The following is a 26,723-nucleotide window of genomic DNA, read 5'->3' as shown; positions in this document are numbered from 1 at the left end:
AACCTAAGCAAAAAAAGCAATGAGTTGTAGAATTTAATTCAAAACTCCACAACTCCTAGCTCACCAACAGTTAAACGGCGAGTTCCCCGTCTGTTGAGCCGCCTCTGGCCCCGGAATAAACCAAACCCCGCTGCATATCCAGCGTCAGCATAGTTCCGTCCCGAATTACCCGCGTCGCATTCTGCACGCCCACCATCACCGGCACGCCCAACCGCAAACCGATAATCGCGGCGTGAGAAGTCAAACTGTCCTCCTCCGTCACTACACCGGCTGCTTTCCGAATCATCTCCACAAAAGCGACGCTGGTGTGCTCGACTACCAAAATTTCTCCCGGGTGGAAATTGCCTACATCCGCAGCAGTGCGAGCCACCCTGGCCATGCCGCTCACCGAGCCCAAACCGACACCTGTACCTCTGCCTAAAACCGCTGTCACTACCTCAACTTTGATCAAATCCGTCGAACCGGCAACCCCTTGCAAGGTACCGGCGGTCATCACGACTAAATCTCCGTCGGACACTAACTCTTTTTCCTGGGCGACAGTCATCGCCGATTGAAATGTCTGGCCGGTGGAGGGCAAATCCAGCACCAGCAAGGGTCTGACTCCCCATACTAATTGCAGTTGTCGGGCTACGTCTACGTGAGGAGTAACTGCCAAAATCGCTGTTTTCGGTCGGAATTTCGAGACGTTGCGGGCTGTAGCGCCGGTTTTGGTCAATGTCATGATGGCGGCCGCGTTCAACTGTTCGGAGATTTGGCTGACTGCTTGGCTGATGCCGTTGGGGATCGATCGACCGATATCTTCTACATTCCTAATATTGCCTCTAATTCCTTCCCTCTCCATCCGCACTGCAATTCTCGCCATCGTCGCCACCGCTTCGACGGGGAACTTGCCGACTGCGGTTTCATTCGAGAGCATCACCGCATCAGTTCCGTCGAGAATCGCGTTGGCTACGTCGGAAATTTCGGCGCGGGTGGGACGGGGATTACTTACCATGCTGTCGAGCATCTGGGTAGCGGTAATTACCGGAATCCCCATGCGGTTAGAAGTAGCAATCAAGCGCTTTTGCAAAAGCGGCACATCTTCGGCCGGCAGTTCCACTCCCAAATCGCCCCGGGCGACCATCACGCCGTTGCAAAGGGCCAGGATTGATTCCATTTGTTCGATCGCCTCGTGCTTTTCGATCTTGGCAATCACCGGTACTTGCTTGCCGGCACTGGCTATGAGCTCTTTAATTTCGAGCATATCCTGGGGATTCCGCACAAAGCTCAGGGCCACCCAATCGACACCTTGGTCGAGGCCGAACATTAAATCTTTGCGGTCTTTGTCAGTCAGGGCCTTAATTGACAGGTAAACTCCGGGAAAATTCACGCCTTTGTTGTTGGAAAGCGGCCCGCCGACTACCACGCGGCAGTACAATTCCCGGGCGGCGCGGTCTACTTTTTCGACGCGCATTTCCACTTTCCCGTCGTCTAGCAGAATCAGTGCTCCCTCTGGAACTTCGTCTGCTAGGGGGTCGTAGGTAACGGAAGAAATGAGTTCGGTGCCGGGAACCGGGCGGCTGGTGAGAATGAAAGGATCGCCGTTTTTGACAACTATAGAGCCTGTCTCAAAGCGCCCTAAACGAATTTTCGGGCCTTGGAGGTCTTGGAGGATGGCGACCGGCTGGTTGAGTTCAAAGGAGGTTTGCCGGATTAAGCGAATGCTGCGCTGGTGGTCTTCTTCTGTTCCGTGGGAAAAGTTGAGTCGCAAAGTTGTGGCACCGGCTTCTATGAGCTGGCGCAGCACTTGAGGGTCGGAAGTTGCTGGGCCAATGGTGGCGACGATTTTAGTCCGGCGTAGGGCTTTTGGCAATTGCATCAGCGGTGTTGTGGGGAGGCAGGTGGATTTCTTGTTTAAATTTCGCCTAACGTTTCTTTTTTGCACTAAAAGCAATGACGCTAGTCTCGAGTCTTAAAAATTTTGATAGTCGTCAAAAAAGCAGGTATTGAACACTATATAGAATATCTGACTTTTTACCCATCGGTAATCTTTTCTTGGGCAGCGCGCTTTTTGGCAATTTTTTCTGCTCTCAGGCTTGACATAAATACAGAGATACCCATTGATTTTATTTGGTCTGCAGAGCTCTTTTGGGTAATCTAGGACTGGTGTCCTTGCACAACAGCAATAGACCTCTTGCAAAAAGGCACCAGACCCATCCCCAACCCTCCCCGAAGTCGCGGTTCGGGAGTCTAATTTTTCTTGCTTCCCCCCTTGCTAAGGGGGGACCGAGGGGGGTGAGTTTTTGACTTTTGCAAGAGGTCTAATACTTTGCTGTTTGTGCAGAGGCTAGTTTCTGGCGATCGAACTCAGTTCTTTCATAAAACTTTACTATTGTCCGGCTGGTATCTTATACTACGCAAGAGTGAAATATTAAGGAGTCTTAACAAAGATGTCGGAGGCAGGACGGCCGCTGACAGTGCCGAAAGAGTTTTTGAGTCCTCCCGGTGACTTGAATCCGACACTGCTGCTGTTTTTGAGTGCAGTAGCGATTATCGTGATTTCTAACTTGGGTTTCTGGTGTTGGGAATGGCCGCAGTGGTGCTGTTTTTCGCTGAATGTGTTGGCGTTGCACATGGCCGGAACTGTGATTCACGATGCGTCTCATAATGCAGCCCATCGCGATCGCACGATGAATGCTATTTTGGGACACGGTAGCGCCTTGATGTTGGGTTTTGCTTTCCCGGTGTTTACGCGGGTACACATGCAGCATCACGCCCATGTCAACGATCCAGATAACGATCCAGACCATTATGTTTCTACCGGCGGGCCTTTGTGGTTGATTGCTGCGAGGTTTTTTTACCACGAGATTTTCTTTTTTAAGCGCAAGCTGTGGCGGAAATACGAACTATTGGAATGGTTTTTCAGCCGTTTGTTTGTGATCGGGGTGGTTTATATCGCGATTCAGTACGATCAATTAGGTTATGTGCTGAATTTTTGGTTTTCTCCTGCTTTGGTGGTGGGGTTGGCCTTGGGGTTATTTTTTGATTATTTGCCGCACCGTCCGTTTCACGATCGCGATCGTTGGAAAAATGCCAGAGTATATCCGAGTCCGATTCTGAATATCTTAATTTTGGGGCAGAACTATCACCTGATCCATCACCTGTGGCCTTCTATTCCTTGGTACAATTACAAGCCTGCTTACGAAGCTGTGAAGCCGCTGTTGGATGAAAAAGGTTCTCCTCAAAGTTTGGGAATATTGGAAGGGAAAAAGGACTTTTGGAGTTTTATATATGACATTTTTTTAGGGATTAGGCTGCATCACAAGAAAGCATCTGATTGACAAAAAACCCGGTTTCTTTGAGAGGCCGGGTTTTTTTTGTATGGGAGAAGGAAGAGGGCAAATGCAATTCGGGGTAATGGTTTTAGTAGGGAAACGGCACTGCGTTTGGTGGTTTCAACTTAAGCTTTTAGTCCGCCAGTCCTCCCACCCGACAGTCCTTAGCGGGATGGAAAAATTTCAAGCAGATGTAGTTTCAATCCTCTCTCGGGGAAGTGGTAAAGGAGACAATGAAAGCCACTAATATCAACTCCGGTAGCCTCGGAATTAATATTACTCACAGTCAGGACACGGCAGTGCCGTGTCCCTACCCCCATTAATTGTAGGGACACGGCACTGCCGTGTCCTCTATATCATTCCGATGCAACCGGAAACAATATCAGTCAAAGCAGCGATTCCCTAGGGGATAGCTTCGTTCGCGCGTACTTTTGGCAGATGCAAGTCCAAACCTGTGCCCCATAGCTTTCGATCGCAAATTTTAAGAGATTGCGCCTATCGATCCGATCGTCTACAGCTAAAACGTGCAAGCCTTCGAGAGACGGGACAATCTCGCTAGAGGCATTCAAAGGCGCAGCCAAAACAGTTGGCTTTCAATCAATCGTCGGTGGCTACTCTTGAGGCGAGGGTAGCAACGGCAATCTCAGAGTTATTGTAGTTCCTTGTCCCTCACCCGGACTTTCGGCTTGCACCGTTCCCCCGTGCTGTTCGACAAGATGATACACGATCGACAAGCCCAATCCCAGCCCTTGATCCGTCTTAGTGGTGCTGGAATCTCCTTGGCGGAAGCGATCGAAAATATACGGTAACAACTCAGGCTTAATCCCTTTTCCGGTGTCGGTGACTCGAACTTCAGCATGATTCTCGAGATCCTGCATCACGATTTCCACTCGTCCCCCCGGCAGAGTAAACTTAATCGCATTAGATAGAATATTCCACAAAACTTGCTGCAAGCGATCGATATCGCCTAAGACAGTTGCAGAATTCAAATGCGAAACAATTTCAATGTGTTTTGCCGAAGCTGATAATTGAACCCCCTCCAGCGCACGTTGCACCACTACCTGCAGATCGATCGGAGAAATGGACAGTGGAAGGTTGCCGTTGGTAATCCGGGAAATATCGAGAAGATCTCCGATTAACTGAGCTTGCGCCTGGGCGCTGCGCTCGATTACCTCTAAAGCGCGATCGGTTTCTGCTTCCTTAAGTTTCCCGCAGCGCAGCATTTGTGACCACGCCAGAATCGGAGTCAGGGGATTGCGCAATTCGTGGGAGAGATTCGCCAGAAATTCATCTTTAACTCGGTTAGCTTTTTCTGCTTGTTGGCGGGCTAACTGTTCCTGCTCCAATAACTGCGATCGCTCTGTCTCCAAATGCTTGCGATCGGTGATATCCTCGATCGACAACAGAATCATTGAAAGCGTTTCTTCTCGTTGAACTTTACAAGCATTCAGCAGCAAAGTTTTGGGCCCGAGCTGCTCAAACAGGTGATCCAACTCAAAGTTTATAAGCTGAACATCATTACCCAGAATATCTTCCAATATCTGTCGCAATTTGGGGATATTCCACTGCCCGTTCCCGAGTTCAAACAGCGAAATATCCGTTATTTCTGAGGATGAAACCGGAAAGGTTTCATAGAACGATCTATTTGCTTTTTTTACTTGCAACCCAGCATTTAGCGCGACTAAAGGCGTTTGCACAGCTTCTACGATCGCCTCAGCATAATTTCGGGCTGACTCCAAGGTTTTAGCACTGCGTTTGAGAGCGTCAATATCGAGCAAAAGTATTACCACACCGTCAATCACGTTTTCCGTTGTGCGGTAAGGATGAATGCGGAGGTTATACCAATATCCCGATAAACTTTGAACTGCTTGTTCTTTGGAGTTGAGAGTATCAATCACCTCCAAAATCATTTGTTCCAAATCAGAAACGTCAAGAGCCGATCGGATGTCGCTAAAGGGTCGTCCAATATCTGTGGCAATCAGATTAAAAATTTTCTTCGCCGTTGGCGTAAAGCGTCGAATCTTTAAATCCTGTGCCAGCATTAAGACTGGGATCTGGATACTAGCCAGCAAATTTGTCAGATCGTTATTGAGCTGGCTTTGTTCAAAATATCGGCTGCGAAGTTCCTCGTTAGTGGTGCTGAGTTCCTCGTTAGCGGCTTGAATCTCTTCTTTGGCCGTTTCTAGCTCCTCGTTGGCGCTTTGCAATTCCTCGTTGCTCGATAGGATTTCTTCGTTGGCAATTTTGAGGTCTTCGTTGAGATTTTTCTGCTCGTGGATCAAGGATTCCAGGTGTGATTGAGCCACTGTTCTTGCTTGGTTAGCGGTGGCAAGTTCCTCTCTCAGCCGTGCATTTTCAGGCTCTAAATCACATTTCGTGCAGATTTCAGAATTGAGGGTGCAGAAGTTGCCCGCCGTCGGTAAAACCTCTTCAAATACCACCAAAAAATAGCCTGCTGCGACGGTGTGCGGCCCGAAGGGCCTCACCTCAATATTGACGATAGTCGATCGCGCGCCTGATTCAATAGATACCCCTTCTTTCCTAACGCTCAGGTTCTGCATTTGTGCCTCATAAATCGCGGTGCGAAGGTCAACAAGCAATCCTGGCCTTGCCATTGTCAGCAAGTTTAAGTCCGGCGTTCCGGGTGCCATTCTCAAGTAAGGATCGATGTCTCCCCGCACTTGCACGATTTTCATCTGCTCGTCCACAACCACACCGGCTGGGGCATAGTGATTCAAAATCAGTTGGTCAGTTTCTCGCTCTAAGTCAAACCTCTTGCTCAACCTTTCATTCACTTTTTGCCCTTCACCTTCTTTAACGCCGGGATAGGAGCTCGGCGTAAAGAATAAACTGGGAGGTTTTCCACTCAACTTTTTTGCATAAATTTTAGAATTGTTATGCACTGAATCAAACAAGTATGAAAATCTTCCGGTACTCTCAGAAGAACCTAACATGAGAAAGCCTGTTGGGTTAAGGCTGTAATGAAAAATCGGCAGCACTTTCTTTTGCAATGACTCTCCCAAGTAAATCAGCACATTGCGACAGGTAACTAAATCGAGATTGGCAAAAGGCGGGTCACTACTTAAGTCTTGTCGGGCAAATATACACAGTTCGCGGATTGCCTTGCAGATTCTATAACTACCTCCTTCTTGGAGAATAAAGAAGCGAGAACGTCGCTCTGGTGAAACGTCTATCATCTGGTTTTCTAAGTAGACGGCTGACCGAGCTTTGGAGATTGTCGCCTCGCCAATGTCCGTAGCAAAAATCTGGATCGGCGGCGGGATAACTCGATCGCCCAAAAACTCTAACAAGCACATGGCGATCGAATAAACTTCTTCACCAGTCGAACATCCCGCCACCCAAATCCGAATCGGAGCATTTGCTGATTTATTTTGGGTAATCGCGGGGAAAACCACCTCTTTTAATTTTTCAAAGGATTCGGAGTCACGGAAAAAACTGGTGACGTGGATCAAAATTTCTTCATACAAAGCTTTGACTTCAGCCGAATTGTGTTGAAGGTGTTCGGCGTAATCATGCAAGAGTTCTACCTTGTACAAAACCATCCGTCGCTGGATGCGTCGGTTCACGGTAGCCGGTTTGTACAGGCTGAAGTCAACGCCTGTGGTCGATTTCAGCAGCGCAAAAATAGTTGCCAGGGCATCTGGCTCTCCGGGCGATTCCTCAGCTTTTGTCAGGGGAAGCCGGCGATTGAAAAACGGACTGCGACTATAGTTTGCCAGTTCCTCGGCAATTTTTTGCGGTGGCATAACAAAATCAACATTGCCTGTGGCCACAGCGGTATTCGGCATACTATCGAATTTTGCCGTGTCTTCACATTGAGCAAAAGTCATGGCTCCGGCTGCTTTGATTGCCATCAGCCCCAGTGAACCGTCTCCGTCTGCCCCCGATAATACTACGGCGATCGCTTTGTATCCGCGATCGAACGCCAATGATGTAAAAAACGCATCTGCGGGCATATATTTGCCATAAATCTTCTCGCGGGGTGAGAGTTCCAGCACGCCTTTAGATATCACCATCTTGGTATCCGGCGGAATGACGTAGACTTGATCTGGCTCTACAGCTACGCCGTCTCGTACCTGCTTAACAGGCATTGACGTGCTTCTGCTGAGAATCTCGGCGAGGAAACTTTTGTGATTCGGGTCTAAATGCTGAATCAGCACAAACGCCATACCCGTATCGGTAGGCAAATGGCCCAGTAACTCGGTGAATGCTTCCAAGCCTCCGGCAGAGGCCGCAATTCCGACGATCGGAAACCGGGCATTGGTTTCAGGTAATTGTTCGAGCTCGAGGGCGCTGGAGGCGATCGGTTCGGGTGTATTGTCTGGAGATAATTGATTAGAAGTCATCGTGCGAAGTCCTGGACTTCAGTTATTTAGCAGCATACATATCTGGCAAGCGTAAGGCTGAGTAATTCGGACTATTTTCATCTGAGCCTACTTAAGTTGTCGGCCTTATGCAACTGCCTTAAGGATTAGCTAAACTCCTGGAGCCACGAGCTGAGCGCGATCGAAGAACTCTATCTGTTGTTGGGGCGATCGTAACAAGAGGCTGGCAATAATCAGGTATATAGCGGTTGATCGGGTGGTGAGGTATGCCCTATGCCCGTGGGCCCGTCAGCCTTATGCCCGATCGTACCTCATGTTTCTGAGAAACGCTATATTTGGTTACCTACTTAGCTTCTGCCAGCGACCAGTGTACCAGACAGCGCGATTACTGATTCGGTATTAATTCTAGCAGTATAAGCGACTTGGGCGCCTTGTATTCCCTTTAAATCTTCAACTCGTTTGTGAATTTCGGACACTCCAGCAGCTTGTAATGCTGTTAAAAATCCTTGGTCGCTGTAAACCTCTTCCGAAAACGAAACTTCGTCACTTTTAGAAAGATTTTGAATGCGGGCTGCTTTGTTGACTGTGGAACCAAAATAGTCGATCGAACTATTAAGATTTACCAGCAAAGCCGTACCTCGGTGAATGCCAATTCTGACTTGAATCCACTCTGCATGTGGGCGAGTTAAATTGTACTCTTTGAAAGAGGTCACAGCATCCACTGCCGCCATAATTGCTTGTTCGTTGCTAATAAAGGAAGCCATGACGGCATCGCCGATGGTTTTAATGATTTTACCGCCAACTTTCTCGATCGACTCAAAGAAAATTTCAAAATGATCGCGGACAATATTGTAAGCTTTGGTATCTCCCAGCGTTTCGTACATTCTGGTAGAGCCGGTAATATCGGTAAACATAATAGTAATCGCGCGAATCTTGACTCGCTCTCTTTCCGATAGTACTTGCTCGCCGAACAAACGCTTATAATCCGGGTGATGAAGCAGTTGGATTCCTGACAGCCGCAGGGGGAGTTGTTCTAAGGTCAATTCCTGGGGCAATTCGTCTGTATGCAAAATCAGCCCGGACAAATTGTGATCGTTATTAGTTAATTCTATCTTAACTTTTCCCGGGCGCACGGTCAGATCTGTTTTGTCAAAATCTTTGCCTGCCAACTGTTTGAGTTTAATTTCTTGTATCTCTTCTGTTTCTGGGCCTTCAACCTTTAAAACCCCTTTAGCTAAAGTCAGGGGACAGCAGTAGCGGTATCGACCTTGTTCTAAGGTGACAGTCTCGGATTCGGTGCAGTATAAAGGCGTTATCAGTTGCAGTTTGTTTTGGAGTACGGGAGGGGGAGCGCAGACGGGGCGCAGTTGCGGGTCTTCGATTTCTTTGTTCAGGGAAAAAGTAACTTCGACGCGATCGAGCAAATCAAGTTTAAAGTCGCGCTCGCACATCGGGCAAAAAGACACTTCTGATGTGTCTGCCAAATCCTTGAATTCGTCTGTAATCATGTTGCAGTGCGGGCAGTGAATATCCCAGTGCAAGTCGAAGGCACCGGCTTTGACTCCGTGCAGAAATTCCGAAGTAATTCTTTTAATATTCTTGACTGTATCGCCTGCTACGTAGTAAGGGTTAATCCGCAATCTTTGCAAAACGTGGGAACCCAGCAACCATTTTTCGATTTGGTCGATCGTTCCTTTGCTAGAATTGGGACGTTTTTTGAGCTGTTCTAATTTTTCTTTTAATAGTTCGATGTTCATTATCCACTTGCCTATGAGCGTCAGGGCAAGAACTTTCTAAAGATTATGTTGTCTGATTGCCTCGTCTGGCTTGTTCTTGCCTGAGAATTCTGATGAGTTTGCACCTGTGCGGATGTCCCTGATATTTATAAATCTTAACAAATTAGCAGCAGGAAGGTCATATCTATTTAGGCAGAGGTATCGGCTACTTTTATTAATCCCAAGAGGGGTCGCTGCATCTGTCTGTAGCAAGATACTATACTATTGGAGAATTTAGACTTCCGTGCGATCGCTGAGTCGATCGATTTTCGATTTTCGATTTTAGATTTTAGATTGTTAACAGTCAATCGATTTTCGATTTTAGATTTTAGATTTTAGATTGTTAACAGTCAATCGATTTGAGCTTTTAGATTTTAGATTTTAGATTTTAGATCGTTAACAGTCAATCGATTTTAGATTTTAGATTTTAGATCGTTAACAGTCAATCGATTTTAGAGTTTAGAGTTTAGATTTTAGATTGTTAACACTCAATCGATTTGAGCTTTTAGCTTTTAGCTTTTAGATTGTTAACAGTCAATCGATTTTATATTTTAGAGTTTAGATTTTAGATTGTTAACTGTTAAGAGTCATCAGTCATCAGTCAATCGATTTTAGATTTTAGATTTTAAATTTTAGATTGTTAACAGTCATCAGTCAACAGTCAACAGTCATCAGTCATCAGTCAACAGTCAATCGATTTTAGATTTTAGATTGTTAACAGTCATCAGTCATCAGTCATCAGTCAACAGTCAACACTCAACAGTCAACAGTCAACAATCACGGACGGTGTAACCGGAATTGATATGATTCCGTAAGGGTTTGGATCGCCGGCTTACCGTTGCATTGTTTTTTGACGATGGTATTAAATGGTTGGTAATTGGTAATTGGTAATTGGTAATTGGTAATTGGGGCGTTGAAGGCAAAAAAAAGAGGGAAAATACCCTCTTTTAATGACAGTGACTTGCGATGACTTGCGATGTTATTCTACGGTTGCAGGAGGGATTTCTTCCTCTACATCTAATACTGCTTCCGGTGCTGCTTCCGGTGCTACTTCTTCTGGCAGATCCTCTTCCATTGCTGAGGGCACGTCCTCGAGTATTTCGTCGGAGATGTCATCAGGATCGATCGAGTCTAGAGGAATGTCTATGCCTGCTTTAGCTTGCTTTTGAGCGAGCATTTTTTCGCGGAACTTAGCTGCCATTTCCTCAGCTTTTTCATACACCAATTCGCGATTTTTGACCATCGCGCCCGGTTCCGGTTCCAACTGCTTGGTAGAGAGAGAAATCCGGCCCCTATCGGCATCCAAGTCAATAATCATGACTTTCACTTCGTCGTTGACATTGAACACGCTGTGAGGCGTATCGATGTGATCGTGCGAAATTTCCGAGATGTGCAGCAAGCCGCTGACGCCGCCAATGTCGATGAAAGCACCGTAAGGCTTGATGCCGCGCACTGTACCGGTTACCACTTCCCCGACTTCGAGACGGTTCATCTTCTTTTCTACTAAAGCGCGGCGGTGGCTGAGCACTAAGCGGTTGCGGTCTTCGTCTACCTCTAAGAATTTTAATGGTAATTCTTCGGCGACTAATTCTTCCTTCGGTTTGCGGGTGCTGATGTGAGAACCGGGAATAAAGCCTCGCAAGCCTTCTATTCTCACGAGTGCGCCGCCGCGGTTGGTGGCAAATACTTGCGATCGTACTGTGGCATCTTCTGCTTGCAGTTGTCGCACTCTTTCCCAGGCCCGCATATACTCGATGCGCCGGATGGACAGGGTTAATTGTCCGTCTTCATTTTCATCGGTTAGAATGAAAAATTCTCTGGTTTCGTTTGATTGCAATACCTCTTCAGGGCTTTCGACTCGATTGATGGACATTTCCTGAATGGGAATGTACGCTGCTGTTTTAGCACCGATATCAATCAGAGCGCCCCTCGGTTCTATACTAAAAACTGTACCCGCTACTACATCGCCCGGGCTAAAGTGATAGTCATATTTATCAAGTAGGGCTGCAAAATCTTCGTGAGTAAAGCCGATATCTTTGACTGTGGTTTTGAGATTGACCATGCGAATAGTTTCCTAGGATTTCTCTCCTTCATGTTTTTCGTTTGTGCAGGCAGATATTAGAGATTTTGGTGAAAAAGCGATTAACTTTTTTCAAAATCTTTTATTAAAGTCAGTTTTTGCTAACTTTTTCCCTGTGCCATTGCACATGGGGGCTTGCCACTGCTATTACTTGAAACTCTGCACTCTGCGTTAAAAGGTTTAATCTTAACATTCAGAGTCCATTGACACTCTCAGGTAAAAAGAAACTGATATTCTTCATTGAACTAGCCGACGCCGCTTGCGACAGGATTACTCCAGTTTAAGTAGAGGTCGGTTTTTCCAGAAGCGTAAATTCCGGTATGCCTTACCGTATTTAATTAGTTCTTCACCTGTAGTTAGGTTGTGTTCAAATTTAGCTTTCCTAAACTGCAACACCGTGAGGTGTGACGGAGCACTTAACCAATCGAGTTAAGCTTTTACGTTGTTTAGTTATACTCAATTTTAGACCGATGACGATCATAACACACCTAGCACAAAGACCTAGAAAAAAGAACACGGGGACTCTTCGCCCCAAGAGAGGTTCGGCGAAGCGCTCAGAGTTTGGCAAGCTGCTCGCGCCGTCGCTGGGAATCCGGGGCCTAAACGGACAGGGTTTTCAATCTCAAGAGAATATTTCGATAACTTACCTCGCCCAAAAACGGATACTGTGCCACGTACTCCTGTGGTGAACCGATCAAAATTTTCGACTCTTGTTCGAGCTCGCAGATTGAATCTGTAGAGTAAGTCTCAAATCTGAAATCTAAAATCGACTGAGCCGCCTAAGCTGCGGAGCATCTGGCATTGAATACAGACACGGGCTAGGAGGGTCCGTTCCACGCTAGGAGAGCCCGTCCCACAATAATTGTAGAAAAATTGACTGTCTAATTAGATGCACAGCAGCTTAGTGCTTTTAAATTAATTTAAGGGAGTTTAGCTGCCAGTAGCGCAGGATGCGGGGCTTTCTCGATCGACTGCATCCGGCTGTGGCGAATCTGCGTCAAAATCTGGCTTTGTTTCTGGTTCTCGAGCTTCGTTGAGGGGATTCTGAAGGTGATTTAGGGTATCTACAAAGTCTCGGATGCCTCGAAATTGGCGGTATACGGAAGCGAAACGGACATAAGCGACTTCGCTGAGCGGGCGCAGGTGCAACAGCACCAGTTCCCCAATTTCTGAGCTGGCGATTTCTCGGAGCGCTCGACCTTGGAGTTGCGCCTCGATTTCTTCTGCCAGGGTTTCGAGATGGCCGGAAGACAAACCGGTTTTTTCGCAGGCCCGAATCAATCCCCTGACTAATTTTGACCTGTCAAAAGATTCGCGTTTGCCGTCCCGCTTGAGCACCGTAATCGGCACAAATTCTATGCGTTCGTAAGTTGTGAAGCGGTGCTGGCAGCTCAAACACTCGCGCCGCCGACGGATGCTTTGACCGGATTCGGCTGAGCGCGATTCGAGAACGCGGCTATTTGTGTGTTGGCAGGAGGAACAGCGCATGATTGCTGATTTTAACAGGCATTGCCAGCAAATTGCCATTCATCTCACCGCCTGGGGTCGGATGAATGGCTGGACTAGAAAAATGAGGAAAGCCAACAGCCCTGAAATAGTCCCGCACCAAATTCGATGGCTATGATGCGGGCTGACCGCAGTCCGGTTCAAGATATTTTGGACTTGCCGCAGGCGTATAGCTAATTATTTGCCAATCCGGGGAGGTTCCCGAAAGGCGATCGCAAAAAATAGTACGCCTATGGCTAAAGCCAGAATCAAAATGTAAGCAACACTTTCCATGTTAAATTTTCCCTATCTTCCCTTGCCGTATTATTTTATCTTAATTACTGGTTTTATTATTAACTAAAAAACCCGGTTTCTTGAAGAAACCGGGTTTTTTTACACCGGGGAAGTTTCCCGGCTAGCCAGAGGCTGGCGAAATCTAGAGAGGTTCTTCTCTTCTGGTGGTGACGTCACCCAGTTTTTGGAACAAGCCCCACTCGACTTGTTCTTCCATGTCAGCCTCAACTCCAGCAAACACGTCGCGGAAAATAGTCCGAGAACCGTGCCAGATATGGCCGAAGAAGAACAGCAAAGCAAAGCAAACGTGTCCGAAAGTAAACCAACCGCGAGTCGAAGTGCGGAAAACCCCGTCCGAATTCAAGGTTTCGCGATCGAATTCAAATACTTCACCCTTTTGGGCGGCGCGAGCAAACTTCTTAACATCTAGAGGATTCTTAAAGGTTTGGCCGTTAAGTTCGCCACCGTAGAAGCTGACAGTAACTCCGCTTTGTTCAAAGCTGTATTTTGATTCAGCGCGGCGGAAGGGGATGTCAGCGCGAACGACCCCATCTTTGTCAGTCAAAATTACTGGGAAAGTTTCAAAGAAGTTGGGGAGACGGCGCACCGACAAAACCCGGCCTTCGCTGTCAGTAAATACGGGATGGCCTAGCCAGCTTTTAGCAATGCCGTCGCCGTTGACCATCGCGCCGGCGCGGAACAAACCGCCTTTAGCAGGAGAGTTGCCCACGTAGTCGTAGAAAGCCAATTTTTCGGGAATTTGTTCGTAAGCTTCTTGGAAGCTTTGGCCCGCGGCCAAGCTAGCTTGAGCTCTGCGATCGATTTCTTGTTGGAAATAGCCGCTGTCCCACTGATAGCGAGTCGGGCCAAAAAGTTCGATCGGAGTAGCAGCAGAACCGTACCACATCGTACCGGCAACCACAAAGGCTGCAAAGAATACGGCAGCGATACTGCTAGAAAGTACAGTTTCGATATTCCCCATCCGCAGGGCTTTGTAAAGACGTTCCGGCGGCCGCACTGTCAAGTGGAACAAACCGGCAATTACGCCGACTACGCCCGCTGCAATGTGGTGAGCCACGATGCCGCCCGGATTGAAGGGATCGAAGCCTTCAGGGCCCCAAGCAGGCGCCACTGGCTGGACGTGACCGGTCAGGCCGTAGGGGTCGGACACCCACATTCCCGGGCCGAAAAGTCCCGAAAGGTGAAATGCGCCGAAGCCGAAGCAGAGCAAGCCGGAGAGGAACAGGTGAATGCCAAACATTTTTGGCAAGTCGAGGGCTGGTTCACCGGTGCGAGGGTCTCTGAAAAGTTCCAAGTCCCAAAATACCCAGTGCCAAACTGCTGCTAAAAACAGCAGGCCCGAAAGGATGATGTGAGCGATGGCGACGCCTTCAAAAGACCAGAAGCCGGGATCGACGTTACCTTCGCCCGTGATGCTCCAACCGCCCCAAGAACCGGTAACTCCCAAGCGGGTCATGAAGGGGAGCACGAACATCCCTTGACGCCACATCGGGTTCAAAACTGGGTCTGTGGGGTCAAAAACTGCTAGTTCATAAAGGGCCATTGAGCCGGCCCAACCTGCCACTAGGGCGGTGTGCATTAAGTGTACAGAAATCAATCGGCCTGGGTCATTTAAGACGACTGTGTGTACGCGATACCAGGGTAGTCCCATTGATTGCGGTTCTCCAAGGTGTAAGTGATGATGTCTATTTTGACGGAAAATTCAGATTCTCAATCCCGAGCAGTTACCTGCGGGCTGTAAATTCTGCCTTTTGCCGAATGCCCTCTACCTTCAAAGGTGGAGGCATAAAAATGAAAGTTATTTAAAGAAGTGTATCGAGTGTTAGAACCGATTGCAAGATGTTTGGCGTTACATTAGTTGCGGGTTGCCCATTTCGCAGCGGGTGGCGATCGTCCCGAGGCGTTCGAGGACTTGCTCGGCATCGATCAGTCTGGTCAGCACGACGTTGCCGATGTTTTTGGCAGGAGCGTTGGGGTCTGCGGGGGCTGTGGGTTTGACTTCTACCATGAGTACAGCGTCTTCGACGCGGTAGAGCCACATTTTTTCTTGGTGATCCGACACGCAGATGTCGAGTTGTACAATGTCGGGGTGGCGTCTCCAAGCGGCGTAAGTCCACTCGCCGCCGACTCCCCAGACTCGCCCAACTTTCCACCCGTCGGATAAGAAAAAATATTTCATTTGTTGTGTACGCTTGTTGAGATTTTTTTGTCTAACATAGCGCAAAACTGCCTGATTACAGAATTATTGAACCGCGAAGACGCTAAGGACGCGAAGGAAGAGTGGAGAAGATGTAGGTAATCTGCTAGCTGTTGGGGATAAATTTACCTAATTGTGAGAGGGGTTTCTGTCTGGTCGATCGGCAAAATATCCGATCTTTGATTGTTCAAGTCGAGTGCAATTCCTAGCATTTGGAGGGGGAATACTCCTGGCAGCGCCTCGCTTGGTTCTGGAAGTTCTAAACATTCAAATGTGCCTTCGGGCCCTAACAAGGTTGTGGTAATTTTGCCGTTTTGGTTCCTGGCTGTCGATCGCATCATCTTAATCTCAATTAATATGCCCCAATTATGAGCGATCGATATTTAACCAAACCTTTTAATGTACTATATAATGGTATTAAATGACAGGTGCCCTGAACTGCACGGGGAGGTATGGTACGGTTGAGATACCGTGCGCCTGTCAGAGACAAGGTGCCCCGAACTGCACGGGGAGTTATGGTACGGTTGAGATACCGTGCGCCTGTCAGAGACAAGGTGCCCCGAACTGCACGGGGAGGTATGGTACGGTTGAGATGCCGTGCGCCTGTCAACCAGAAACACAAGAACATTTATAACAATACCCCGGTTGAACAAACAACGCCCTGCCAAGGCGTAGAGTGTTCTTTTGAACACTCAGTAAGGGCGAAATCCACGACTATAATAGTCGTGGATTCGCATTTAAACTTACCCTTCATTTTAGCGGTCTTCAAAGTGGATTTTCTGCTGGAGAATAGGAATTTTCAACAACTGCATTTTCGGCTCAAGTAGATGGAAGGCTTCCTCCAATTCAGTATGACCACTGGCTGTCCCTGCTTCCTTTGAATTACGATCGATCAACTACACCACATAATCTGCTAGCTGCAAACCAGTGTAAAATTCTGAGGAGCCAAACAAAGGTAGTTCTACAAAGTTAGAAGATTTTTTTTGTGACTTCCAATCTCGATACACTCTGAGCAATCTCCCATCCTGAATACTGGTATGCTGAGTTGAGCGCGAATCCATAAGTAATATTCCAGTTTCGCTATATTGCTTTAGATAAGCATCTAGCAGCTCTAATAATTGATTAAAAGTTAAGCGATACAAACCAGTTTCATCTTTAATATCTTCGCTGGTTTCGCGCAATCTTTTTTGGTTGACTTGAACAGCGAATATATGGCAAGGTAACTGACTCATAGTTTCTGAAAATTTCTTGAAAGCTCGAAGACGGAATTCCCTTGGAAAATTCTTAAATGAACCCACACCTTGCCAAATATCGCGCCCCTTAAGTTCCCAGTCTTCAGGTTCCTTCCCCCTAAATAGCTCGTTTTTAAGCGCTGAAACTTCTCTATCCATTTGTGACCAGTGTTGGATATGGATAGCAAAGCTAGCTAAAAAAAATAAATTTGTAGTAGGATCGCTCCAGCCAGTGCCACCCTCATCAACGTAAAATAAAATCGTCATCTTGCCTTATGGTAACTTTTTGACATAAGCGTTACATTATAAGTGTTTTTTAGCCTGTAAGTTATACTAGAATAAAGACAAGACTCAAACCCCATCTCTCACCGGCGCTTATATCGATCGCAAACATCCAAAATACAAGCCCCCAGATTAATCCGTGGAGTCACCTCTTCAATATAAAATCTAAAATCTAAAATCTAAAATCTAAAATCGAATGACCGCACAAACACCAGTAGAATTCCAAGACAGTTTCGACATCATCGTAGTAGGTGGCGGACACTCCGGCTGCGAAGCCGCCCTCGCCACTTCTCGCCTCGGCTGTCGCACCCTTCTCCTCACCCTCAACCTCGACAAAATTGCGTGGCAACCCTGCAATCCCGCTGTCGGCGGCCCGGCTAAATCTCAACTCACTAATGAAGTGGATGCGTTAGGTGGGGAAATTGGCAAAATGGCCGATCGCACTTACTTACAAAAACGCATCCTCAACTCTTCGCGAGGCCCCGCAGTGTGGGCCCTCAGAGCACAGACAGACAAGCGGGAATACGCCGCTGTGATGAATAATATTGTTGAAAATCAAGAGAACTTGACCGTCCGCGAAGCGATGGTTACAGACTTAGTTTTGGGCAAAAATGAAGAAGTTATCGGAGTTGAAACATACTTCGGCGTCGCTTTTGAATGCAAAGCTGTAATTCTCACCACAGGCACTTTTTTGGGCGGCACGATTTGGGTGGGCAATAAGTCGATGCCTGCCGGACGCGCCGGAGAATTTGCCGCCGTTGGTTTGACGGAAACTCTCAACCGTTTGGGCTTTGAAACTGGCAGGTTGAAAACTGGAACTCCGGCGAGAGTTGACAAACGTACTCTCGATTTTACCAACCTGGAGCCGCAGCCGGGAGATGCAGATGTTCGCTGGTTTAGTTTCGATCCAGAAGTTTGGATCGAACGGGAACAAATGCCTTGTTACCTAACTCGAACTACGCCAGAAACTCACCAGTTAATTAGAGACAATTTGCACCTTTCTCCAGTCTACGGCGGCTGGGTTGATGCGAAGGGGCCCCGCTATTGTCCGAGTATTGAAGATAAGATTGTGCGGTTTGCAGATAAGGAAAGTCACCAGATTTTTATTGAACCGGAAGGTAGAGATATTCCTGAACTTTATATCCAAGGATTTTCTACTGGTTTACCGGAAAATTTGCAATTGCAAATGCTGCGGACTCTTCCTGGTTTGGAAAAGTGCGAGATGATGCGCCCTGCTTATGCTGTGGAGTACGATTATTTGCCTGCAACTCAGTGCTATCCGACGCTGATGACGAAGAAGATTGAAGGGCTGTTTTGCGCGGGTCAGGTGAACGGTACGACTGGATATGAGGAGGCGGCTGCACAGGGGATTGTGGCGGGTATTAATGCGGCCCGGTTTGCGAAAAATCAGGAGATGATTGTGTTTCCTCGCGAGCAAAGTTATATCGGCACTCTGATCGATGATTTGTGTACGAAGGATTTGCGGGAACCTTACCGGATGCTGACTTCGCGATCGGAATACCGGTTATTATTGCGATCGGACAATGCTGACCAACGCTTGACTCCCCTGGGACGGGAAATTGGTTTGATTGACGATCGCCGCTGGGAGTTATTTGAGCGGAAACAAGCTAATATTGTGGCGGAAAAAGCCCGTTTGTACTCGATTCGCGTGAAAGAACACGATGAGATTGGCAAGGCAATTTTGGCTGACACTCAACAAGCGATTAAAGGTTCAATTACTCTCGCTGATTTGCTGCGCCGTCCTGGTTTTCATTATGTCGATTTGGAACGGTACAATTTAGGCAATTCGAGTCTGAAGTTAGCTGAGAAAGAAGGTGCAGAAATTGACATCAAATATTCCGGCTATTTGCAAAGACAGCAAAATCAAATTGATGACATTGCCAAACACGAACGCCGACAATTGCCTGCAGATTTGGATTACATGGCAATTACAACTCTGTCGAAGGAGTCGCGGGAAAAGTTGGCTAAAGTGCAGCCGCTGACTATTGGCCAAGCTGCGAGAATTGGTGGGGTAAATCCGGCTGATGTTAATGCTTTGTTGATTTTTCTGGAAGTGCGAAACCGTCAGCAACCGGCTGGTGTGGGAAAATAATCGGAGTTGATAGGCGAGGGGGTGGGGAGCAGAAACTGGGTTTCTCACAAAAATCTCGTGAGGATGTGTAAATTTTCCTAGAAACCCAGTTTCTTGGACTAGGCGCGTGGGATTCAGAAACCTCGCGAATAGACAAAATATTCGTGTTATTTTGTAGTGATATGAAGCCTGTGACACCCACAAAAATAGCAATAGTAGCGCTTTCTTTAGCATTACTAGCATCAGCAGCATTGAATGTCTTTCTCTACCAACAAGGGCAAAAGTATTACCTGCAATTAAATGCTGCGAAACTCGATCCACTCGGCCTCAACTCCTATCCCAATTCAGCAGAAAAGACACAACAGCCTGTTATTGTTTTTTATGGCGATTCACGGGCTGCGGATTGGACTGCGCCGGACCCCATAAAAAACGCAACAATCATCAATCGCGGCATAGGTGGTCAGACTACGGCGCAGGTGCTTGGACGTTTCCAGCAGCATGTAGCCTCGGTGAAGCCTAAGATGATTGTGATTCAAGTTGGTGTCAACGACCTCAAGGCAATTCCTCTGTTTCCAGAACAAAAAGAGACGATTATCCGAAATTGCCAGACAAATATCGGGCAAATTGTGAAAAATTCTCTTGACACGGGAGCTAAGGTTGTGGTAACGACGATCTTTCCGTTAGGAAGTTTGCCAATAGAAAGAAGGCCGTTGTGGTCGGAGGATGTGGCGATCGCAATTAAGGACGTAAATGATTATATCAAAACGCTGGCGGGCGATCGAGTAATTGTTTTTGATAGCAGTCAGGTATTGGCAAATTCCCAGGGGATTGTTGACCCGAAATACAGTCGAGATTTTCTGCATATTAACTCCGAAGGTTATGCGGCACTCAACCAGGCAATTGCTGGTATCTTGGTGCCGTAGGATAAGGCTGTCGCTCTGAAAAACATATCTAGCAAAAGCTAAACCACTGAAGAGCAAAGTTGAATGTTAAAATATAGTAGAATTCCTTACCGTCCTTGAGTTCCAGTTATGGCTGAAAAATTAACAGTTAAAAACTTTGCTGGTATCACAGATTTGGAGATTGAGATCAAGCGCATAAATATACTGATTGGTCCCCAAGCTAGTGGTAAAAGTGTTTGCGCCAAACTTCTTTTCTATTTTAAAAACTTCGTATGGGAAATTTTATCGGTTGTAGAGAACGAGCAGACAAAACGCAATCTTGATTTTAACTATTCCAAGAAGTTTGAAGAATATTTTCCTCCTAATTCTTTGGGTACACAATATTTTTCCATCAGGTATGAGATTGCCAATGTTTTTATAGAGGTTAGTAGAAAAGAGGAAAATAAAGGCAAAATCTCCTTCAGCTATTCAGATTTATTCAAGAAAGAACTGACAGAACTACGCAATTTATTAAAAAAATCAAGATATAAAAACCCCGAAAAAAATGCTAGGTATTATGATTCCACTCAGTTATATTTCAGGCAAATTTTGCAAGATAACCTGGTAGAATTTTTAGTAAAATCTATCGGTCGAGAGGCAGCCTTCACTCAGCTTTTTATTCCTGCTGGTCGCTCCTTTTTTGCTAATCTTCAGAACAATATATTTTCTTTTTTGTCAAGCAATAATGCCCTCGATCCATTTCTAAGGGAGTTTGGTTCAATATATGAAAGTATAAAACTTTTGCGTATAGTACCTAGAGGTAGAGTTGGAGAAAAAGATGTGAAAGATATACAACAAGTGGAAATAAACAGGCTAATAGAGAAGTCTCTATGTGGGAAGCACGTACACGAAAAAGGAAAAGATTTTTTGGAGGTTGCAGATGGAAGACGGATTAGTATTGCGAACTCATCTTCCGGTCAACAGGAAACATTGCCGCTTACAGTTATGCTAGCTGCACTACCTTTTTTATCTTCCGCGCGTGCCGGGGAAACATTGTATATTGAGGAGCCAGAAGCACATTTATTTCCCAGCGCACAGCGTAATATTGTCGAGCTGATTGCTACTGTATTTAATTATCGCAAGGATAAACTTCAATTCTTCATAACGACCCATAGTCCCTATGTCCTAACAGCATTTAATAATCTACTCCAGGCTGGTCTCCTTTATCAGGAATCCAGTGGAGATGTGCAGCGTCAATTAGAAAAAATTGTATCTAGATACAAATCACTAGATGTTTCCGATCTCTCAGCTTATGTTTTAATGGATGGAAAATGCACGAGTATTGTGTGTCCTGAGACTGGATTGATAGATGCAAAAGTGATTGATTCTGTTTCTGATGACCTAGCTATTGAATTCGAGCAACTTCTGAACTTAGTTTGAATTGTATATGAAAAGTCTTCCAGAATGTGAAGAGTATAGATGTGACAAAAAAATTGTCTTAAAGGAGAACAAAAGTAAAATAACTTTCCTCAACCCAAATCAAGACGAAATATTAACAATTAAGGTTGATGGCTGCGTTATCAGTGACAACGAGACTTTGCGCTGTGACTACGCCCTTATGCCTTCTGATGAAGTAGAAATATATGTGGAGTTGAAGGGAAGCGATATTGTCCATGCATTTAAACAAATAGAATCAACTATCCGATTACTTTCGGACAATCCCCAAAAAATCAAGAAGCTATGTTTTGTTGTGTCTACTAGCGTGCCTAAATACACAACAACTATACAACAGCTAAAAATTCAGTTTAAAAAAAACTTTAATGCTAGTTTCCGAGTCAAAAATATTCAAGATGAGTATGATTTAAGCACCAAGGTGGGGGGTAACTGAGTATCAATCCAAATATTCATGCTGTCAACCCAGTAAAATCAGTGCGCCGTGCAGCAAACAGCCAGCAAGCTTCGATATCTTGAGGTCCCAAATCGGGGAAGTTTTCTAAAATTTCAGTGACACTGACATTTTCCACCAACATTTCTCAAATATCGCTGACCCGAAGTCTCATGCCTCGAATACAAGAACGGCCACCTCACTGACCCGGTGTTTGGGTAATACGAGTTAACAAGTTATTCATTGTGCCTCAAGTTGTTTGATAACAGGTAAGATCCTGTTATTATACAAAAGCTGGTTGCGATCGCGACCCAACAAGAAGAAACAAATAACACAGAGCTAACCCTAGACTAACAGTTGACCAGAGTGAAGCATTTGGTCATAAAGCCAGAGGTTTGAAACATAAATTTTTACTTTGTATAAGGGGTAAGACCCGTCATACATTCGCCAACAGTCTCTTGAAATCACCGACTATTAGCAGTGAATTTTAACCTGAATTTGTATAATTTATTAGTCTCTTAGAGAGAGACTTCGTTTGTGTAGGATAGGTTTCAACCGCCGAGTATTATAAATGAAGTTTCTCATATCAAATCCGCCCTTCATCGGAATTATTCATCTCTCTGTTCTGGAGACTCTGCGTTCTGGAGCGTACTCTGTGGTTTAATCATTCCAATGCAAGCGGAATTGAGATTACCCGGATTTGGTATTATTCCTAAAAAAACCCGGTTTCTTCAAGAAACCGGGTTTTTTACACTTATGCTGCGTGTTTTCGATACCAATCAATGGTATTTTGCAACCCTTCCTTCAACTCCACTTCCGCAACAAAACCAAACTTTTCCTTAGCCCTTTCCGTATCCAAACAGCGGCGCGGCTGACCGTTCGGTTTGTCTGTTTCCCAAACAATTTCTCCCTCAAATCCCATCAATTCGCAAATCGTTTCCACTAAATCGCGAATTTTAACTTCGCTATTGGTTCCCAAATTAACTGGGTCAGGTTCACTGTAAGATTGAGCGGCCATCACAATTCCCCGCGCGGCATCTGTGGAATACAAAAACTCGCGGCTGGCACTGCCGTCGCCCCAAACTGGGAATGTTTTATCTCCCCTTTTTTGCGCTTCGTGGACTTTGCGAATTAATGCGGCGATGACGTGGGAACTTGTCGGGTCAAAGTTATCTTCCGGGCCGTACAGATTTACTGGTAGCAAGTAGATACCGTTGAAGCCGTACTGCTGGCGGTAGGATTGCAGTTGTACTAATAAGACTTTTTTGGCAATTCCGTAAGGTGCGTTAGTTATCTCTGGATAGCCGTTCCAGAGGTCATCTTCTTTGAAAGGAACTGGGGTCAAGTTGGGATAAGCGCAAATCGTGCCGACGCAGACAAATTTTTCGACTCCTGCTTCGTAGGCGGCGTGGATTAGTTGCGCGCCCATCATCAAATTGTCGTAAAATAATTCAGCGGGTTTGAGTTGGTTTAAGCCGATGCCGCCGACGTGGGCGGCGAGGTGAACGATGATATCTTGTTGGTGGGCGGCGCGCTTGCAGTTTTCCATGACGCGGAGGTCGCAGTCGCGCGATCGAGTCACCGAAATTTTATCAGCATCGGCCCCTGCTTTCACTAACTGGTCGATTACCTGACGGCCCAAGAAACCGGCGCCGCCCGTTACTAGAATTCGTTTGCTGCCTAAATCCAAGCTGGTCATAATTTTAGCCTCGGGATTTTGAATAAGGGTCGATCGACAATTTCAATTCTAAAGTTGTTGCTTTCGCAAAAAAACCTTTCAGCTACAGGACGCGCTTGCCCACAAATCTGTTTTAGCTGCTGCAGATAGGGACAATGCGATCCCTGCATACCGGAAAGTTAGATTTATGAGCGCCGAGTCCTCAAGTATCATTTTAATGTTTTTGTTAGCCCCCACATCCGAAAATTTTGCGCTCAATTAAGCTGGTTCTTTGAATCCCGAGCGCGCTAATGATTAGATGAGCGAAAAAAAACCATAGTATCTTGTTGGGGCGGGTGCCGGTTAAGATCCCTAGATACAAGTCGCCAGATACAAGCGAGTAGAGTAGTGAGTTCACCCGCTCTCCCATGTAATGTTTATTTGTCGCCACCTAGTTAGCTGAACCCCTAGAGAATATGAATTCTTGTAAATTCCCTGAACAATCAGGTAATAATAAGTATGTTTACATAAGCTACCGTTTAAAACGAGCGTTGAAGCCTCAGGCTCCTTACAGAAGTTTTGTAGTAAACGTAACGCAATAGTCACCTGAAAGACAACGTGTTGAATAGCGCTTTCAATATTTTGTTGAAAGCTTTGAGAGATACCTGCCGATAGGTCGAGCTTAGGGCAAGAAGCTTAGGCCAAGACCATATCGGCCATACACAGTAAATTTGGGAGAAGTCCTAGATTTACCTGCTTAAATGTATGTGTAACAATCCTCTCATCATTTATGAACTGTGTCTAGGGGCACTCCCCCGGGGGACGCCTTTCTAGGGATAGACACGGGGTACTATCCCTAGAAATTGTTCGCGCTGACGGCTTGGTTTAGCGACTTAATCAAATCCGTTGCCCGAACCCAGAGCTTGCTGGTCTAAAGCTTTCATGTCAGCATCTACCATTAAATGTACTAACTCCTGAAAAGTTACAGAAGGTTCCCAATTTAATTGCTGGCGCGCCTTAGTTGAATCCCCAATCAACAGTTCCACTTCTGCAGGACGTAAGTAGCGTTCGTCAAACTCTACATATTTTTGCCAATCTAAATTGACGTAAGTAAAAGCCAAATCGAGAAATTCCTTAATGGAATGGGTCTCATTAGTAGCAATGACATAATCGTCAGGCTTGTCTTGTTGCAGCATCAGCCACATGGCCCGCACGTAGTCTTTAGCATAGCCCCAGTCCCGCTTGGAATCGAGATTGCCCAAGTAAATCTTTTTCTGCTTGCCTGCGACTATTCTGGCAACGGCGCGAGTAATTTTGCGAGTTACAAAAGTTTCGCCGCGGCGGGGAGATTCGTGATTGAACAAGATGCCGTTGCAGGCAAAAAGTCCGTAAGATTCGCGATAATTTACTGTTTGCCAGTGACCGTAAACTTTGGCGCAGGCGTAAGGACTTCTGGGATAAAAAGGAGTTGTTTCCTTCTGCGGAACTTCCTGCACCAAACCGAACATTTCCGAAGAACCTGCTTGATAGAACCGCACTTCTATACCGGTGCGGTGCTGATAGTCCCGAATTGCTTCTAGCAGGCGCAATACTCCCATGCCTACTGTGTCAACCGTATATTCCGGCGAGTCAAAACTGACTCGAACGTGAGATTGAGCCCCTAAGTTATAAATTTCTACCGGCTGAACTTCTTCCAATATCCGGCGCAGAGTAGTGCCGTCGGTTAAGTCGCCGTAGTGCAGAAACAACTGCGCGCCCTCGCTGTGAGGATCGACATAAATGTGGTCAATTCGATCGGTATTGAAACTAGAACTGCGCCGGATAATGCCGTGAACTTCATATCCTTTCTCTAACAGTAATTCGCTCAAGTAGGAGCCGTCTTGACCTGTAATCCCTGTTATTAGCGCTCGCTTGCGTTGCGTCATCTGATTTTCCTTTGACAGGCTGTGTTAATTCAATTCGGACTTTCCGGGCAGAGGCTGTTTTTGCCTGCCGGGTATATTCTCACACTCTAGGTTAACTCACAATTCTTCGATGCGCATCCAGGAACTGTTGAGTTTTGACAAAGAGTTTGTCGCTTGCTGTCAGTCGTCAGCATCAGTAGCCAGTAACAAACAAAACTAACTACTGATTGCTGACTGCGGACAAAATTTAATATGCGCCGTTATTTTTGGGAAAAATCACAACTCCAATTGTTTTGAAAAGAATCCACATATCCATCCAAAGGTTTTTGTCATTTGCGTAATAGAGGTCGATTTGGACTCGGCGGGGATAGGGAATGTCGTTGCGCCCGGACACTTGCCACAAGCCTGTAATTCCAGGTCTTATGGTAAGAATTTTGTTGATGTGACGGCCGTATCTCGGCAGTTCTTCTTCAACTAAAGGTCTCGGGCCTACGACGCTCATATCTCCTTTTAAAACATTCCAAAACTGGGGAAACTCGTCTAAACTGGTCATTCGTAAAAATCTTCCAATCCCGGTAATTCGAGGGTCTTGTTTTAGTTTGAAATTGTCCTCAAACTCTTGACGCAAATGCGGAGATTTTTCCATGATTTCCAGCAATATGTCGTCCGCATTTTCCACCATCGTTCTGAATTTAAGGCAATAAAACCTTTTATGGTTTTTGCCTACTCGTTCCTGTACGTAAAAAATAGGCCCGGACGAGCTTAAGGCGATCAAAAAAGCCAAAAGCAGGTAAACGGGAGCAAACAGGATCAGAACCGATAAGGAAAACAGGATGTCAAATAACCGCTTGAAAAGTTCTCCGTCGAGGCTCTGTAGAGAACGACTTATGGGTCTATCTCCTTGCAGGACAGGCCCTAAACCGCGTCTTGCGATCGCTCGAATTACCTTGCCGGAGATTAGTTGGCTGTCGGCAGTCATCTTACTCCTTCACTTCACACCACACACAGTCCTGATCATAAAGCCTCAAGACACTTTGTTCTCTCAATTATGTTTCCAATACTCAATTTTCTGCATTCTGAATACTTGATTCGGCAGAATGCAGCGGTGTTGAAGGCAGCGGAAGCTTAAGGCATAAGGCTTCTGAAGGAAGAAGTCCGATGGCAGCCGTCAAGGGTGAAGAGGGGACAAGGCACTTATACAGAGGGCTTCTGAAGGCACTGATGCAAAATTAAGGTTTTCCCCTTCAGCCGTGTGGTCTTGTGACCTTCTACCACTCG

General features: G+C 46.2%; 20 protein-coding genes and 1 pseudogene. 6 read left to right on the top strand and 15 right to left on the bottom strand.

Going from position 1 to position 26,723, the window contains the following annotated elements:
• Window positions 1-70: 70 nt before the first annotated feature.
• Complete coding sequence (gene pyk, locus QUB56_RS02005) at window positions 71-1,858, bottom strand: pyruvate kinase (protein ID WP_332952690.1); 1,788 nt, start codon at window positions 1,856-1,858, stop codon at window positions 71-73.
• A gap of 571 nt (window positions 1,859-2,429) precedes the next feature.
• Between pyk and crtR the strand changes: the two genes are divergently transcribed.
• Together crtR and QUB56_RS01995 are read left to right on the top strand one after the other, a co-directional pair.
• Window positions 2,430-3,320, top strand: a complete 891-nt coding sequence (gene crtR, locus QUB56_RS02000) for a beta-carotene hydroxylase (protein WP_332952687.1) — start codon at window positions 2,430-2,432, stop codon at window positions 3,318-3,320.
• Between the two features lie 61 nt (window positions 3,321-3,381).
• Entirely contained in the window at window positions 3,382-3,561 is a 180-nt protein-coding gene (locus QUB56_RS01995; protein WP_332952685.1) for a hypothetical protein, read from the top strand.
• Between the two features lie 139 nt (window positions 3,562-3,700).
• Here QUB56_RS01995 and QUB56_RS01990 read toward each other — a convergent pair whose 3' ends face one another.
• From QUB56_RS01990 to QUB56_RS01945, 10 genes are all read right to left on the bottom strand, one after another.
• Window positions 3,701-3,895: a hypothetical protein gene (locus QUB56_RS01990; protein WP_332952683.1), complete on the bottom strand. Its 195-nt coding sequence runs from the start codon at window positions 3,893-3,895 to the stop codon at window positions 3,701-3,703.
• Between the two features lie 30 nt (window positions 3,896-3,925).
• Complete coding sequence (locus tag QUB56_RS01985) at window positions 3,926-7,681, bottom strand: chemotaxis protein CheB (protein ID WP_332952682.1); 3,756 nt, start codon at window positions 7,679-7,681, stop codon at window positions 3,926-3,928.
• Between the two features lie 326 nt (window positions 7,682-8,007).
• Window positions 8,008-9,417: an adenylate/guanylate cyclase domain-containing protein gene (locus tag QUB56_RS01980; RefSeq protein ID WP_332952681.1), complete on the bottom strand. Its 1,410-nt coding sequence runs from the start codon at window positions 9,415-9,417 to the stop codon at window positions 8,008-8,010.
• A 997-nt stretch (window positions 9,418-10,414) separates the two neighbouring features.
• Window positions 10,415-11,497 (bottom strand): 30S ribosomal protein S1, encoded by a 1,083-nt coding sequence (locus QUB56_RS01975; RefSeq protein ID WP_332952679.1) that lies wholly within the window; start codon window positions 11,495-11,497, stop codon window positions 10,415-10,417.
• Window positions 11,498-12,445: 948 nt separating this feature from the next.
• Complete coding sequence (nrdR, locus tag QUB56_RS01970) at window positions 12,446-13,003, bottom strand: transcriptional regulator NrdR (RefSeq protein ID WP_332952792.1); 558 nt, start codon at window positions 13,001-13,003, stop codon at window positions 12,446-12,448.
• 195 nt (window positions 13,004-13,198) lie between these two features.
• Window positions 13,199-13,294: a photosystem II reaction center protein T gene (locus tag QUB56_RS01965; RefSeq protein ID WP_006635641.1), complete on the bottom strand. Its 96-nt coding sequence runs from the start codon at window positions 13,292-13,294 to the stop codon at window positions 13,199-13,201.
• A 142-nt stretch (window positions 13,295-13,436) separates the two neighbouring features.
• On the bottom strand, window positions 13,437-14,966 hold the full coding sequence (psbB, locus tag QUB56_RS01960) for a photosystem II chlorophyll-binding protein CP47 (protein WP_332952676.1): 1,530 nt from the start codon (window positions 14,964-14,966) through the stop codon (window positions 13,437-13,439).
• A gap of 198 nt (window positions 14,967-15,164) precedes the next feature.
• A complete protein-coding gene (locus QUB56_RS01955; protein WP_332952674.1) occupies window positions 15,165-15,494 on the bottom strand; it encodes a hypothetical protein in 330 nt (109 codons plus the stop codon).
• Window positions 15,495-15,637: 143 nt separating this feature from the next.
• Window positions 15,638-15,853, bottom strand: a complete 216-nt coding sequence (locus QUB56_RS01950) for a hypothetical protein (protein ID WP_332952673.1) — start codon at window positions 15,851-15,853, stop codon at window positions 15,638-15,640.
• A gap of 555 nt (window positions 15,854-16,408) precedes the next feature.
• The gene (locus tag QUB56_RS01945) at window positions 16,409-17,011 is read right to left on the bottom strand and encodes a DUF3800 domain-containing protein (RefSeq protein WP_332952670.1); all 603 of its coding nucleotides are present in this window, start codon (window positions 17,009-17,011) and stop codon (window positions 16,409-16,411) included.
• Between the two features lie 211 nt (window positions 17,012-17,222).
• On the opposite strand from QUB56_RS01945, the gene mnmG reads away from it, so the two are divergent.
• The 4 genes from mnmG to QUB56_RS01925 all read left to right on the top strand — a co-directional run bounded on the left by mnmG (window position 17,223) and on the right by QUB56_RS01925 (window position 21,887).
• Window positions 17,223-19,139 (top strand): tRNA uridine-5-carboxymethylaminomethyl(34) synthesis enzyme MnmG, encoded by a 1,917-nt coding sequence (gene mnmG / locus QUB56_RS01940; RefSeq protein ID WP_332952669.1) that lies wholly within the window; start codon window positions 17,223-17,225, stop codon window positions 19,137-19,139.
• 161 nt (window positions 19,140-19,300) lie between these two features.
• On the top strand, window positions 19,301-20,041 hold the full coding sequence (locus QUB56_RS01935) for a GDSL-type esterase/lipase family protein (RefSeq protein ID WP_332952667.1): 741 nt from the start codon (window positions 19,301-19,303) through the stop codon (window positions 20,039-20,041).
• Between the two features lie 108 nt (window positions 20,042-20,149).
• The gene (locus QUB56_RS01930) at window positions 20,150-21,439 is read left to right on the top strand and encodes an AAA family ATPase (RefSeq protein ID WP_332952665.1); all 1,290 of its coding nucleotides are present in this window, start codon (window positions 20,150-20,152) and stop codon (window positions 21,437-21,439) included.
• Between the two features lie 7 nt (window positions 21,440-21,446).
• On the top strand, window positions 21,447-21,887 hold the full coding sequence (locus tag QUB56_RS01925; RefSeq protein ID WP_332952663.1) for a hypothetical protein: 441 nt from the start codon (window positions 21,447-21,449) through the stop codon (window positions 21,885-21,887).
• Window positions 21,888-21,903: 16 nt separating this feature from the next.
• Here the strand turns inward: QUB56_RS01925 and QUB56_RS01920 are convergent.
• From QUB56_RS01920 to QUB56_RS01905, 4 genes and pseudogenes are all read right to left on the bottom strand, one after another.
• Window positions 21,904-22,068, bottom strand: a pseudogene (locus QUB56_RS01920) (DUF433 domain-containing protein).
• Window positions 22,069-22,638: 570 nt separating this feature from the next.
• Complete coding sequence (locus QUB56_RS01915; RefSeq protein ID WP_332952660.1) at window positions 22,639-23,583, bottom strand: GDP-L-fucose synthase; 945 nt, start codon at window positions 23,581-23,583, stop codon at window positions 22,639-22,641.
• A gap of 851 nt (window positions 23,584-24,434) precedes the next feature.
• The gene (gene gmd, locus QUB56_RS01910; RefSeq protein ID WP_332952659.1) at window positions 24,435-25,466 is read right to left on the bottom strand and encodes a GDP-mannose 4,6-dehydratase; all 1,032 of its coding nucleotides are present in this window, start codon (window positions 25,464-25,466) and stop codon (window positions 24,435-24,437) included.
• A gap of 226 nt (window positions 25,467-25,692) precedes the next feature.
• Window positions 25,693-26,424: a sugar transferase gene (locus QUB56_RS01905; protein WP_332952658.1), complete on the bottom strand. Its 732-nt coding sequence runs from the start codon at window positions 26,422-26,424 to the stop codon at window positions 25,693-25,695.
• Window positions 26,425-26,723: the final 299 nt, after the last annotated feature.

The sequence above is a fragment of the Microcoleus sp. AR_TQ3_B6 genome (assembly GCF_036702785.1).
Taxonomy (GTDB): Bacteria; Cyanobacteriota; Cyanobacteriia; order Cyanobacteriales; family Microcoleaceae; genus Microcoleus.
Note: the sequence above shows the minus strand (reverse complement) of the source record. Positions and strands in the feature narration are given on the sequence as shown.